General features: G+C 39.9%; 13 protein-coding genes and 1 pseudogene. 9 read left to right on the forward strand and 5 right to left on the reverse strand.

Going from position 1 to position 12848, the window contains the following annotated elements:
• Positions 1 to 525 precede the first annotated feature (525 nt).
• Complete coding sequence (locus V7K36_RS18660; protein ID WP_334823987.1) at positions 526 to 690, forward strand: CopG family transcriptional regulator; 165 nt, start codon at positions 526 to 528, stop codon at positions 688 to 690.
• A gap of 487 nt (positions 691 to 1177) precedes the next feature.
• Here V7K36_RS18660 and V7K36_RS18665 read toward each other — a convergent pair whose 3' ends face one another.
• On the reverse strand, positions 1178 to 2242 hold the full coding sequence (locus tag V7K36_RS18665; protein ID WP_335118148.1) for a sulfonate ABC transporter substrate-binding protein: 1065 nt from the start codon (positions 2240 to 2242) through the stop codon (positions 1178 to 1180).
• 211 nt (positions 2243 to 2453) lie between these two features.
• Between V7K36_RS18665 and V7K36_RS18670 the strand changes: the two genes are divergently transcribed.
• Positions 2454 to 3143 carry a class I SAM-dependent methyltransferase gene (locus V7K36_RS18670; RefSeq protein ID WP_335118151.1) on the forward strand — a complete coding sequence of 230 codons (690 nt, stop codon included), beginning with the start codon at positions 2454 to 2456 and terminating at the stop codon, positions 3141 to 3143.
• A 183-nt stretch (positions 3144 to 3326) separates the two neighbouring features.
• Here the strand turns inward: V7K36_RS18670 and V7K36_RS18675 are convergent, their stop codons facing one another.
• The 3 genes from V7K36_RS18675 to V7K36_RS18685 form a co-directional block, all read right to left on the reverse strand.
• Positions 3327 to 3575 (reverse strand): DUF4926 domain-containing protein, encoded by a 249-nt coding sequence (locus V7K36_RS18675; protein WP_335118153.1) that lies wholly within the window; start codon positions 3573 to 3575, stop codon positions 3327 to 3329.
• A gap of 271 nt (positions 3576 to 3846) precedes the next feature.
• Positions 3847 to 4098, reverse strand: a complete 252-nt coding sequence (locus V7K36_RS18680) for a hypothetical protein (RefSeq protein WP_335118155.1) — start codon at positions 4096 to 4098, stop codon at positions 3847 to 3849.
• A 29-nt stretch (positions 4099 to 4127) separates the two neighbouring features.
• Positions 4128 to 4769 (reverse strand): hypothetical protein, encoded by a 642-nt coding sequence (locus V7K36_RS18685; RefSeq protein WP_335118157.1) that lies wholly within the window; start codon positions 4767 to 4769, stop codon positions 4128 to 4130.
• Positions 4770 to 5213: 444 nt separating this feature from the next.
• Between V7K36_RS18685 and V7K36_RS18690 the strand changes: the two genes are divergently transcribed.
• The 4 genes from V7K36_RS18690 (at position 5214) to V7K36_RS18705 (ending at position 8716) form a co-directional block, all read left to right on the forward strand.
• Positions 5214 to 6065 carry an ABC transporter ATP-binding protein gene (locus V7K36_RS18690; RefSeq protein WP_335118159.1) on the forward strand — a complete coding sequence of 284 codons (852 nt, stop codon included), beginning with the start codon at positions 5214 to 5216 and terminating at the stop codon, positions 6063 to 6065.
• Positions 6022 to 6876 carry an ABC transporter permease gene (locus V7K36_RS18695; RefSeq protein ID WP_335118161.1) on the forward strand — a complete coding sequence of 285 codons (855 nt, stop codon included), beginning with the start codon at positions 6022 to 6024 and terminating at the stop codon, positions 6874 to 6876. Before V7K36_RS18690 ends, V7K36_RS18695 begins: the two co-directional genes overlap by 44 nt.
• Before the next feature lie 132 nt (positions 6877 to 7008).
• Positions 7009 to 7482 (forward strand): MarR family winged helix-turn-helix transcriptional regulator, encoded by a 474-nt coding sequence (locus V7K36_RS18700; protein ID WP_335118163.1) that lies wholly within the window; start codon positions 7009 to 7011, stop codon positions 7480 to 7482.
• Entirely contained in the window at positions 7448 to 8716 is a 1269-nt protein-coding gene (locus tag V7K36_RS18705; protein WP_335118165.1) for an MFS transporter, read from the forward strand. The genes V7K36_RS18700 and V7K36_RS18705 overlap by 35 nt, the downstream gene beginning before the upstream one ends.
• 163 nt (positions 8717 to 8879) lie before the next feature.
• Here V7K36_RS18705 and V7K36_RS18710 read toward each other — a convergent pair whose 3' ends face one another.
• Entirely contained in the window at positions 8880 to 9107 is a 228-nt protein-coding gene (locus V7K36_RS18710) for an NAD(P)H-binding protein (RefSeq protein WP_335118167.1), read from the reverse strand.
• A 168-nt stretch (positions 9108 to 9275) separates the two neighbouring features.
• Between V7K36_RS18710 and V7K36_RS18715 the strand changes: the two genes are divergently transcribed.
• From V7K36_RS18715 to V7K36_RS18725, 3 genes and pseudogenes are all read left to right on the forward strand, one after another.
• The gene (locus V7K36_RS18715; protein ID WP_335118169.1) at positions 9276 to 10868 is read left to right on the forward strand and encodes an ArnT family glycosyltransferase; all 1593 of its coding nucleotides are present in this window, start codon (positions 9276 to 9278) and stop codon (positions 10866 to 10868) included.
• Positions 10869 to 11349: 481 nt separating this feature from the next.
• A pseudogene (locus V7K36_RS18720) lies at positions 11350 to 11637 on the forward strand (IS4 family transposase); the annotation flags it as partial.
• Between the two features lie 153 nt (positions 11638 to 11790).
• Entirely contained in the window at positions 11791 to 12603 is an 813-nt protein-coding gene (locus tag V7K36_RS18725; RefSeq protein WP_335118171.1) for an alpha/beta fold hydrolase, read from the forward strand.
• Positions 12604 to 12848: the final 245 nt, after the last annotated feature.

Below are 12848 nucleotides of genomic sequence, written 5' to 3' on the forward strand. Positions count from 1 at the left end.
TAGGCGTAAGCGTCACCGAGAGATTGACGCTTACACCCAGCAAATTTGGGCAAAATCTTCTTAAGTTGACACCAATGAGCAATGCTGTGCCCCTATGACAGATGTGGTTCAAATACTTGAATTCTGCTGTAAGGCAGGGGGGATGATAGAATCCAGTTGTATTGAAGATTCCCTCCTCCCGTCAGATGGTTTCAAGCTCCTGTTTTAAAACATGGAGAACCAAGACATTACAAACATCCTCTAACACTTTAGCGATGTCGATGTTTAATGACAGTTGGTGAAAATACTTATTTTGTGTTTACTGACTTTAATATTCCTTTTTCATTCTACTTATAATTACAGCCCTAAAAGTAGCTAAACTTCATACTTGAAAATATACCCTACCTCTTGACTATTGCTTATAAAAAATAATCTCTGGCTTCATGATTACTTAAACTAAATGTCATTAGTTATACCATTGTCTTAGCAGCTTAAATGATTGATATTAGAGAAGTAGTTTAAGAATATCGCTTGTCTCTCTAATACATGAATAAAAAATGGGCTGCTAAACGACTTACAATCAATCTTACATCAAGCGAGGCACAGAAACTTGAACAATACTGTTCAATCACAGGGAGACCAGCAACCGATGTGATTCGGGAGTTAATTCGCTCGCTTTGTCCTCAAAATGAAAAAGTCTCTGAAATCTAGTAAATCAGGGTCAGCACATCTGAATTTATGAGTGAAATATAGTGTTTCACAGTTATCAATTTTCCTGTAAACACAGGATATACAGTAGATTTCAAGGGAGGTGAAGTACACAACGATTCGTCTCAAAGCCAGGTTTAAAGCGTGTTTTACTTCTGAATTCTGAGTCCTGAATTCTGGTGTAGGTAGCAACTGAACACATTCAGATGTGATTCTGCTGGATTTAGCCATGCCCAATATGGATGGTTTAGAAAACTAAATATGCGTTATCAAGAACCCATGTAGAGACGTAGCAGTGCTACGTCTCTACATTCTTTTTCACCAGATGTCTATTTAAATCTGCATTTGTTACAGCTATTTTCAGGTAAATAGACCACGCAGTAAGGGCACAGCAGTGCTTTGCCCCGATGACAGATGTGGTTCAAATACTTGAATTCTGCTGTAAATTGAATATTTTTATATATTCATCCATTGATCTCCCAAAAGGAACTTACGAATTATTCATTTTGCCTTGCCAAACAATTTCCTTAACTTTGATTTCTTTGGGGAGCAATTTAATTTTGTAGAAGGTATCTGCAACCTCTTGTTGTTTAGTAATCACTTCATCTGTGAGCGGAAGTACATCATACTCACGCCGCTTTTCTGCTATTTCCAACACAGGAGCATCTATACCTAAAGCCGGAGAAAGAATTTTAGCAACTTCACTAGGATTCTTTTTTGCCCAGTCACTAACTTTCTTCACCTGATCTAGAACTATTTTCAATGCATCCGGCTTGGCATCAACAAAAGATTTTGCAGCCAGATAATAACCACGATTGGCAGCTAATCCCGTCGCGTCTGCTAAAGTACGTGCGCCTGTTGCTGCTTCTGCTGCGGCTAAGTAAGGGTCCCAAATTGCCCAAGCATCAACCTTTTTTCCCTCAAAAACAGCACGAGCATCGGCAGGAGTGAGAGTTACTCGTTGGATGTCACTATACTGTACCCCTGCCTTTTCCAGTGCTTTCACCAATAGGTAGTTAGCATTAGAACCTTTGACAAAAGCAACTTTTTTGCCCTTGAGTTCAGCCACACTTTTAATAGGTGAATCCTTGGGCACCAGGATGGCTTCAGCCTTGGGACTCCAAGGATCGTAGGCAACATAAACCAAAGGAATACCCCCAGCTTGAGCAAATATTGGTGGTGATTCTCCGGTATAGCCGAAATCAATACTACCTGCATTCAATGCCTCTAGGAGTGGGGGGCCAGCAGGAAATTCCGACCAAGTTACCGAAGATCCTGAAGTTACGAAAGCTTTCTCTAATTCCCCTCTCGCTTTCAGCGCATAAAGGACAGTTGATGCTTTCTGGTAGCCGATGCGAACTGTGGTGGGGGTTTGGGTTGTCTGTGGTGTGCCAGAGTTGTCGCTTGCGCTACCAGAACAAGCAGACACAGCCAAAGTTAAGCTAAGTCCCACTGCAAACATTATACAAAAGGTGCGGATTCTTCGTTGTTGAAACCTTTGGAAAAAGGCGATCGCAATGCCCAAAAATCGACTTGGAGAGAACTTAGTCAACATCTTCACTCTGCTTTCAGGGGTAAATTAAAATCAGACTTCAGCAAACCTTCGGTAGAACTCCGGCAAGCTTATTGATTTACCGTATTATTATTGAATGATAAAAATATCACATAATTAAAGCTGAAATGCAAGTTTCTTCGCTGAAGAAAAAATTCTCCCTAAAAGTCATAGCAACGTCAAATCTAAATTCAATCGGATCAGAAAGCACGCGATGACAGATAATATTCTTCAACAACAGATTGATTACTATCGCGCTAGAGCCAACGAATATGATCAGTGGTTCTATAGGAAAGGACGCTATGATCGCGGTATCGAAAACAACCAGCGCTGGTTTAATGAACTAGCCGTGATCAAAAATACATTACACCAAATTGGCGTAGTGGATGATATTTTAGAGTTAGCCTGTGGAACAGGTATTTGGACGCAAGAGCTTTTAACTATTGGGAAAAAAATTACTGCGATCGATGCCTCCCAAGAAGTGATTACAATTAGTCGCTCGAAGTTAAATTCCCTGAGTGTTGAATATCACCTCATGGATTTATTTACATGGCAACCTGACACTGAATATGATTTAGTGTTTTTTGCTTTTTGGCTCTCTCATGTGCCGCCAAAATTACTCGATTCATTTTTGACGAAAGTCTATCAATCTGTTCGCCTTGGTGGACAACTATTTATCATTGACTCTTCCTTTGAACCGACATCCACAGCTAACAATCATATCCTTAAAGACGACGGAAACATATATAAAACCCGGAAGTTAAATGATGGTCAAGAATTTCAGATTGTCAAAATTTTTTATCAGCCTGATGAACTTCAAGAGCAGCTAAATAAAATAGGTTTTCAGACTGACGTGAAGGTGACAGATAACTATTTTATCTATGTACATGGGAGAAAGATTTAAATAATTGGTAATTCGTAATGCGTTATACCCCGCTACGTCCCTTAGGTGTCTCGTAGAGAAGACACCAACGATCGCCATAATCGGATATTTTGTAGAAGGTTTATAGATATGATTTTATTTCAGAATATCTGATAAAGCTGCGTATGCGTAGCCAGATGTAGGCATCGCTCTGGGCACAACAACTTATGCTATCACCATTGGCCTTACTGAATCAGGGGATGCTGGCTCAAAATGTAATACCATAATTTGCTCTGGGCGTAAACCGACAGATTCGTATGTGCGGCCAGAGCGATCGCTAAATTCAACTTCAAAAGCAGCACCGCCAGCTAATAATTCTACGACTGTGCCAACTTGACCACGGTACAGGTTGTATTCAGGTAGATCAACTGTCAGTGCTACTACATCCAGCAACTCAATTCTACTTTTAGTCATTTTCTATCACTTCCAGATATTACAGAGGATAGCAGGTTGTTAATCTTGGGACATCAGAACCTTCTTCGATAATCCAAGCACTAGGAATCGTTTCACTTTTTACTTAATCACTTTTTGAGTCATAAATGCCAAGTAGAGTACGAATTTTTTTAGCTCTCTCTAAATTTATATTTACCAAATCAATTGGCGATTTAAACACACCGTTGGAAAGACCAATTAGAGCGCTGGCAGCTTCTAATAAATTATCTTTTGAAGGTAATCCAAATGGTTTTCAAATCCTTTTATAAGCGGGTATCAAATACATTTGAGCATTCAGACGTGATGAGAGTTTCCTGAACTCTTCTGAGGCTTTATTTTCAAGTTCATTGTCAGCACATCCTGGATTTGAATAAATATTTGCATATTCGATTAAAGCAAAAGCGATATCAGCTAAAGTTTTTCTAGATTCTTGAATAGGCTCAATAATCAACTTGAGTATTAATTGTCCTAAAATGAATACAAATACCCCTGAAATAATAGTCATAAATATTTCCATCACTAAACTGAAATTCTTCATAAAAAATCTTTAATTTTAAACAGCATAGGGTTTTTATGAGAATAGTCGCTGTAGATAATCTGCCAACTATTACTCGCTAGCTCCTGCTCAGAAACTGATAAATCGATAGTTATACCAATTTTATTCGCACAAAATCGATATGCGTCTATAAAACATCTATCAAACTCGTTATAGTTGACTTTTGCTAACACTCTGATTCGATTCTTTTCTTGTGCCTCAAGAATACTATTGATAAATCCCCCAAAGAACCTTGCACACAAAAATGCTACTAAGCCTTGCCATCCTACTGAGTACCATCCAAACACAGTAAGTCCTATCGAAATTATTCCAACTGTCCCAATAGAGTTGAATATCACACCTAAATTCACGACATAATCAATATATTTACTCCTAATATGCATCCAACGCAGAATTACTGGTAAAATGAGAACATTTGTAAAAATTATTACGGGCGAAATTCGCAGTGCAAATAATATAAATCCCAAAAGATATGCAATAGCTTCAGGCGCTTTATCCATACCTTCAGCTATCTTCAAAACCTTATGTGGTCGATACTTCGGATAAAGTCTTGCGAGTAAGCTAAAAGCATAGTTCATCGGGAAGCTGATTGGCATTCCTCCAGGTGTGTAAATTGTCATACTTAATTATTAATACTGCTATATTAAACCACGTCAATTTTGGAAACTGTAGCTTTTTCACTAGCCAGTTGAGATATATAGCTATAGATACATAAGCTTTTCAGGCAATACTATAAAAACTATAGATTTCAACTTGTATGAGGTTTAAGCTATTACATATCGCACTTATAGGAATTTCCCAATAAAAAAACTATCCTTCATCTTTATCACCCATAAAAATAAAGCATAATTAACCTTTATAGCCATCAGCCACAGTAAAATTGCTGACGATGGGTAGACTGCGATCGCTGTCAGTGATACTTTGCCGATCAATAACCTCGCTGCTATTCTACTGAGTTTCCTTTTGCTCTGATTCGGATTTTTGTCAGAAGTCTATTGACTTCCGACAAATATGTTGAGAAACTAATAGTTAGTTTAACTAATGAATGGAAGTGCATCAAACTTGTGACTATACTGACGGGAAAAATAAATCGGTCAGAACCTCTTAGCGAAGCAAAAGGGCTGATTTTGGAAACTCAGGGACTCACACGCCGTTTTGGGAAGTTAACGGCTGTTAATAACCTGAGCATATCTGTGGAACAGGGTGAAGTCTTTGGGCTGCTTGGGCCGAATGGGGCAGGGAAAAGTACAGTTATTAAGATGTTGACAACTTTACTGCCTCCCAGTGCAGGAACAGCAACTCTAGCTGGCTATGATGTGACTCATCAATCTAATCCTGTGAGACGGGCTATCGGCTATGTACCCCAAGTGCTCTCTGCTGATGGTAGCCTCACGGGTTACGAAAATCTTTTAATCTTCGCCAAGCTGTATGGAATACCTGCCAAAGGACGCGATCGCCGTATCTATGAGATTCTAGAATACATGGGTTTGCAAGATGCGGCGAAGCGCTTGGTACGAAACTACTCTGGTGGGATGATCCGCAAGCTGGAAATTGGCGTATCAGTTCTACATCAACCCCAAATTTTGTTTCTTGATGAGCCGACTGTCGGACTAGATCCGATCGCTCGAACTCAAGTATGGCAACTTGTGGAACAACTCTGTGCTGATTACGGCACAACTATATTTTTAACAACCCACTTTTTAGAAGAAGCAGACAGCTTATGTAACCGAGTGGCGATTATGCAACAAGGTGAAGTTGTAATTACAGGCGCACCAAGCGACTTAAGAGCTTCTTTAGATAAACCAAACGCAACTTTGGATGATGTCTTTATTCACTATACAGGCGACCAGTTAACATCAGGAGTCAACTACCGTGACACAGCAAGAACCAGACGTACTGCTCAACGGTTGGGTTAAAAGCCCAGCTACTTACCGAGTAAATATCATCTCTGCAATTAAAGAGCTAGTTACGAAAACTCTGGTGATCGCAGAATTGGAAGTGCGTAAACTCCGCCACGATCCCACTGATTTAATAGTCAGATCAGTGCAACCGTCATTATGGTTGCTGATTTTTGGGCAAGTGTTCTCCAAACTTCGGGAAATTCATACAGGGAACTTACCATATTTAGACTTCATGGCTGCTGGCATTCTCGCTCAAAGCGTATTGAATGTGGCCATTTTCACCGGTGGAATCACACTAATTTGGGAGCGAGATTTAGGGATTGTACATAAATTTCTTGCTAGTCCTACACCCCGTGTAGCAATGGTCTTGGGCAAAGCTCTAGCGTGTGGGGTACGGTGCTTATCACAGGTAGCAGTAATTTATGTATTGGCTTTTTTCTTAGGTGTAAAATTAAATCTCCATCTTCTAGCTTTTGGGCAAGTGCTACTGGTAGTGATGCTGGGGGCGGCTTGCTTTTGTCTTTTTTCATTAATTATTGGCTGTTTGGCAAAAACCAGAGAGCGGATGACCGGAATTGGCCAAATGTTAACCATGCCGTTATTTTTTGCCAGCAATGCTATTTATCCGATCTCAATGATGCCCGACTGGTTAAAGTTTGTTTCCCACTTGAATCCCTTAACTTATCAGGTTGACGCTTTACGCAGCGCCATGCTGGTGGATGGAATCAGCGTCTATGGCTTTGGTTGGGATTTGGCAATTCTCTCATTAACATTAACAGTCTTAACGATCATCGGTGGACGACTTTATCCACGGGTAGCAATGTAATTCGCAATGGTTCTAGCGTCTATGGCTTTGGTCTGGATTGTACAATTCTCTTATTAAGGTTAATAATCTTAACCATCATTGGTGGAAAACTTGATCCACGGATGGCAATGTAATTAGGAGAATAACAGTCCCATGACCTTGGATAAACCTACTAAAGGTGCAACTTCCGAAGAATGTGCCGCTAGGGTAATGGACACAGTTCCATTAATGATGCGGTTTATCCGAGCGGATATGCGTGCCCACAGCGCTGCTTTTTTATCTATACCTCAGTTGCGATCGCTAGCATTTCTTAACCGGAATCCTGGGGCTTCATTATCTGAGCTAGCAGAGCATTTAGGTGTCACCTCTGCCACCGCATCAGCAACCATAGAACGCTTAGTCCAACGCGATTTCGTCAAACGCTGCGCTCATCCTCAAGAGCGGCGGCGGGTGCTGCTCAATCTAACTGAAGATGGAAGGCATCATCTCAAGCAATCCCAAGATCAAACTCGTGCTCATATTACCGATCTGCTGAAAGGTCTTACAGAAGAGCAAATTTCCAACATTGAAGAAGGCTTAACTCTACTAAAAAATGTCTTCGAGCAAACAGAACTCAAATCCCCATAACTCTGAGGTTGCACAGCACGATCCCTTTGCAGCCCTGAAGTTTCGAGACTATCGGCTATTTACCATTGGACGGCTGGTGCTGTCTGTGGGGTCGCAAATGCAAACTGTAGCCATCGGCTGGGAACTCTATGAGCGGACTAACTCAGCGATAATTCTAGGTGGTGTGGGACTAGCGCAAGTCTTGCCGATGATTGCTCTCACCTTGATTACCGGACATGTGGCCGATCGCCGCGATCGCAAACTGATCATGTTACTGTCAGTGATGCTGCTAGCTCTCTGTTCGCTGGCTTTGGCAGTGCTTTCCTATACCCAAGGTGCAATTTTTCTAATTTACGCCTGTTTGGTATTAACAGGTGTCGCTAGGGCATTCCTCAGACCTGCTAGTGATGCCTTAATGTGGCAGTTGATACCTGTCAGTGCGTTTACCAATGCAGCAACTTGGAATAGTAGTAGCTTTCAGTTAGCCGCAGTCATCGGCCCAGCCTTCGGAGGATTCGGGATTGCGCTGTTGGGAAGTGCTACAGGAGTATATGTGATAGCAGCGATCGCGGCGTTGCTGTGTTTTATTTTAACAGTACCGATAAAAGAGCAAAAAGTCATCCGCACAACTGAGCCAATCTCACTCAAAGCGCTGTCAGCTGGTGCTAAATTTGTTTGGCAGAATCAGTTGATTTTAGCAGCGATTACATTGGATATGTTTGCTGTATTGTTGGGTGGTGCGATCGCGTTGCTACCCATCTTTGCCAAAGATATTTTACATGTGGGGCCAGTGGAGTTGGGATATCTCCAGGCAGGACACTCCATCGGTGCTTTGACAATGACGATTACGCTGGTGTATTTACCACCATTACGCAAAGCAGGCCCAGCCTTATTATGGTCAGTGGTTGGCTTTGGTGTTGTGACAATTATCTTTGGACTTTCTCATTCGTTTTGGCTATCTATGCTGATGCTGATCCTTGGTGGCGCACTAGATAGTATTAGTGTTGTGATTCGCCATACATTAGTTCAAATCAGAACACCGGATCATTTGCGTGGTCGGGTTGCTGCTATTAATAGCGTGTTTATTAGTGCCTCGAATGAATTAGGGGGCTTTGAGTCAGGCTTGACTGCTGCCTTGTTTGGCCCAGTGATTTCGGTTGTAGGTGGTGGAATTGGCACAATTGTAGTAGTGATTGCTACAGCGATGATTTGGCCAGGAATTCGGAAGTTAGGGGCTTTGCAGGAATATAAATAGAAGTACTGAACAATTATTTGAAAAGTCAGGGTAATTTCATTCGTGACAACTTAAAGTTACGGTTCATTTATCAATAAGCAATCATACTTAAAATATTGCCCAAATCTGGCGTCTTGTTGCACTACTAAATCTATGATTTAGTGGGGGTATTAAACCCATTTATTCATCCGCTTTTTCGGTCAGAATACCCAACTGAATCATGGTCGGCAGCAAAGTCTGAAACACTGGCAGGATCAAGAACATTACCCGCTACTACCGCTAATTTCTCATGTTCAACAGAAAAACGTGATGGGTCGCGGGTAATTGCAGTCAAGCTATGACCCCGCGACAATGCTTCGTTCAGAATCCGACTTCCAATCATCCCTGCTGGGCTAAACATCACAAGTTTCATCCGCTATTTCCTACGTATTATCTCGTACTTTTTTTCAGAAATCAAATAGGATTACTATATTAGATTAGATTCCTGATAAAATCTGACTTATAACCGGAGCTTCTGTGTCTCAGGCTCCGCTCCTGAGTGGTGAATTCTTATGATTGTTATATAAGAGGGTACTCAAGAATGTTCTTCTACTTACTAAATTTTTTCAGCAATAAAAGGCTGATTTTCATCATTTCTGCTTTGCTACTATGTATATTTGTTGCTCATCTGTTTGATCTAGACAGTATACCTGCTGGTTTTTACCAAGATGAAAGTTCTATTGCATATAACGCGGCTTTGATCGCTCAAACAGGGAAAGATGAGTACAATATTCGTTTTCCTATTTATTTCAAATCTTTTGGAGATTATAAGGCTCCAATTTATATTTATACTGTTGCCTTAATTTTTAAGTTATTGGGAGTTTCAGAATTTAATTCCAGACTTGCAAGTTTCATCTTCTACATTCTTGCTTTAATCTTTACGTTTTTATTAATCAGAATAATCTTTAAGAAAAATTTCCTAATGGAAATATATATTCTTCTTACATTTGGGTTTTTGCCACATTTCTTTACTATATCTAGAATTTCTTTTGAGGTGATTTCTCAATTAGCATTAATCTCTCTGGTAGTACTCTTAGTCAAATTAACATTTCACGCTAAAACGGGGCAAGTCTGGTGGATCAATTCCCTATTTTGTGGTTTAATTTTAGGTGTTTCACTCTACAGTTACCCAACGGCGCGTCTTTTAACACCCTTAATGCTGATATCTCTCTGGGTAGTTTACTTCCAAAAGAAAAATATTCAAAAATTGGCTTTAATCACTATCGGTTTTGTAGGTACTTTAATTCCTTATATTACATTTGCCGTTAATAACCCAGGTGCTTTATCTGCTCGATTTCAAACAATTACATATCTTTATAGCTCTATATCACCAACCAAAAAAATATCAATATTTTTGTACAACTACTTGCGATATTTCTCACCAGATTTTTTGACCAAGTATGGGGATAGTAATTTAAGGCATTCAACTGGATATGGAGGTGTGATTTTTTCAATCACCTTTTTTCTTTTTTTAATAGGATTAATTTCTACATTTTATTACAGGAAAGTATTCAGTAGATTTAACATTTTTTTATTAATTAATATGATGGTTTCACCTATAGCAGGATCATTAACTGCCAATGGCGTACCACATGCTCTTAGAGGTATACTACTAAGTTATTATATTTTAATTTTTTCTTGCTATGGGTTCCAATTGATACTTTCAATAAAAAGATATCGTACCAGAAAAATAATGATTATATGTACATACATTATTATCTCACTAGAAATAATTGGTTACACTTGTAATTATTTTATAGATTATGCTCCTAAGAGTATTGAAGCGATGGAAAGCTTTAACTTTAAAAAGTCACTTCAAACGGCTATAGATCACTCACCAGAAGAAATTTTATTTGCACCATATTATTTTTCACATGAGAAAGCTCATTTAAAGTTCTACTCATACTTGATTAAAAACCCTCATAATATACCTATTAAAATTATTCATCTTGATGAATCAGTTCCTAAGTTAGAAAATAGATGCTTGCTATACTATACTCGAAGTGAATCTAAAGTCAGTAAATTTCCATATTCATTTACAGACTTTAGAAGTGAAATGGAAATGAGCAAAATTCAAAAGTTATTAAATATACATCCTCCCAATGCGAGAACAAGAGTAAGGTGTTTTCAGTAGAAGGCATCACCGTGCCAAAACGGGAAAATTGTACGCTAAGGTTAAAAGTGCGATTCGTTAGCTAGAAAGTAGAGCCTGTAAAGGTTTCAGAGGATTAGCTGCTAGGTAATGATAACAGAACCTTGACAACTGAATGACCATGAGGGTGAGAACCCCTCCCTCCAGGTGCAGGAGTGAAAGCATACAGAACACGGTTAACAACTGCGTCCCCTACGGTAGAGGATGGCCTACCAATCCGTAAGTGATATTGAAAAATAGGTGTAATTTCCGGAAAGATGGTCTAAAAGGGCTTGCTGTATCTAAGTTTTAGCGATTTAGGCTAGCAATTTGAATGCATTAGTAACAAGTTAAGGAAATGGGTAAATTGTCAAGATAGGTATTTGCGAGGGTCAAAAATCGTGTAAAACTCAGGATGGACAAGTAATTGAGCGATTGTGACTAGCCATGACTCAGAGCCGAAAAACCAATCGAGACCACGCGATACGCTGTTTTAGTAGATTTAGGTGATGCTGTAGCCGATGAACTTTGTCTTCCCTTTGACAAGATTTCATTAGAAATGATTTATCGTGGTCTTTATCATTTTACTATGGCTCATAAAAAAGGTAAGGCAACAGACCCAGTTAAGTATTTTGCTGACACCCAAAATCGAGATTTAGGTATTATCAAACAGAAGCGAAAACATGAAGTTAAGTTAATTGTCGCCCTTTTTCCTGATGTTCCACGAGAGTCTGACCAGTTTTTTTTCAACAATTCTCTGAAAGCTTGTTGACAAAAGCCATACAGGCTTAACTTGTCACCAATGGGGTAATTTGAAAAAATTTCGTTAAAAAGGCGGTTATAACCGTCTTTTTAACGTTAAATTGACACACATGAGCTTGGTCTATCCCTGCTTAAAAATAAGGTTTAGCAAGAATTATTGACTATGCCCAAGGTTCAGATTAACGGGATTGATTTGTTCTACGACATAAAAGGAAGCGGTGAGCCTTTGCTATTAATAACTGGCTTCCTTTGTGATCATGCCTATTGGTCGCTGATTATGCCATCGCTGATTTCGCACTATCAAGTTATTCGCTTGGACAACCGAGGTATGGGGCGAAGTTCTGCTCCCGAAAGCCCCTATAGTCTCAAACAGATGGCTAGTGACGTTGCAGCATTGCTTGATCACATTGCGATCGATAAGGTGCATCTAGTAGGTCATTCAATGGGTGGTCAAATAGCTCAAGAGCTAGTGTTAGCATATCCTCAAAAAGTACAAAGTCTGATGCTACTTTCATCGTTGGCAAAGGGTGATGGATTATTCAACGGCATCATTGAGACTTGGGGCGACCTCTGCGGTAATGTAGACCTGAAACTTTATGAAAAAGTCATATTACCGTGGATATTTACAGATACGTTCTACTCGATTCCTGGGATGATCGAAGGTCTGATCGAATTTGCAATCAGATATCCTTTCTTCCCTGCGACTCATTCAATCTATCATCACAGCCGAGCCATGCTTGACTTTGACACAACAGATCGTCTTCAACAAATTCATTGTCCTACCCTAGTTCTAGTTGGTAAACAAGACATTCTCACCCCGCTAAAGTTTTCCCAACAACTTGCTCAAGGCATTCCCAACGCTGAACTTTTAGTCCTCGACCGTGGTGGTCATGGCTTCTTAATTGAGTCGCCGGATACTGTGGTTTTAGCTATGTTTAACTTCCTGCGGAAATTGAAGCCAACTTACACTATCTGACATCATGTCCGCATAATTAGTTATGATTCACACACTCATTGCACCCCACCCCGCCAAAGCTATGCTTTGTCTCCCCTCCCCGCCGGCGGGGAGGGGGATTAAGGGGTGGGGTTCTTCGGGTTTAATAAGTAATCAAGCGGACATGATATGATATCATGTTCGGATAATCACTTATGATAAAAGTAGGGATGAAAACGCTGAACTATGCCGAAACGAATCAGTATAACCACGCATTTAGATATTGC

It is taken from the genome of Nostoc sp. (assembly GCF_036919555.1).
Taxonomy (GTDB): domain Bacteria; phylum Cyanobacteriota; class Cyanobacteriia; order Cyanobacteriales; family Nostocaceae; genus Nostoc.

Bases quoted from the DNA above. Each gene is read 5' to 3' on its own strand.
- V7K36_RS18665 (WP_335118148.1), bottom strand. From the start codon at position 2,242: ATGTTGACTAAGTTCTCTCCAAGTCGATTTTTGGGCATTGCGATCGCC.
- V7K36_RS18670 (WP_335118151.1), top strand. From the start codon at position 2,454: ATGACAGATAATATTCTTCAACAACAGATTGATTACTATCGCGCTAGA.
- V7K36_RS18685 (WP_335118157.1), bottom strand. From the start codon at position 4,769: ATGACAATTTACACACCTGGAGGAATGCCAATCAGCTTCCCGATGAAC.
- V7K36_RS18715 (WP_335118169.1), top strand. From the start codon at position 9,276: ATGTTCTTCTACTTACTAAATTTTTTCAGCAATAAAAGGCTGATTTTC.
- V7K36_RS18710 (WP_335118167.1), bottom strand. From the start codon at position 9,107: ATGAAACTTGTGATGTTTAGCCCAGCAGGGATGATTGGAAGTCGGATT.
- V7K36_RS18680 (WP_335118155.1), bottom strand. From the start codon at position 4,098: ATGACTATTATTTCAGGGGTATTTGTATTCATTTTAGGACAATTAATA.
- V7K36_RS18675 (WP_335118153.1), bottom strand. From the start codon at position 3,575: ATGACTAAAAGTAGAATTGAGTTGCTGGATGTAGTAGCACTGACAGTT.
- V7K36_RS18700 (WP_335118163.1), top strand. From the start codon at position 7,009: ATGACCTTGGATAAACCTACTAAAGGTGCAACTTCCGAAGAATGTGCC.
- V7K36_RS18660 (WP_334823987.1), top strand. From the start codon at position 526: ATGAATAAAAAATGGGCTGCTAAACGACTTACAATCAATCTTACATCA.
- V7K36_RS18725 (WP_335118171.1), top strand. From the start codon at position 11,791: ATGCCCAAGGTTCAGATTAACGGGATTGATTTGTTCTACGACATAAAA.
- V7K36_RS18705 (WP_335118165.1), top strand. From the start codon at position 7,448: ATGTCTTCGAGCAAACAGAACTCAAATCCCCATAACTCTGAGGTTGCA.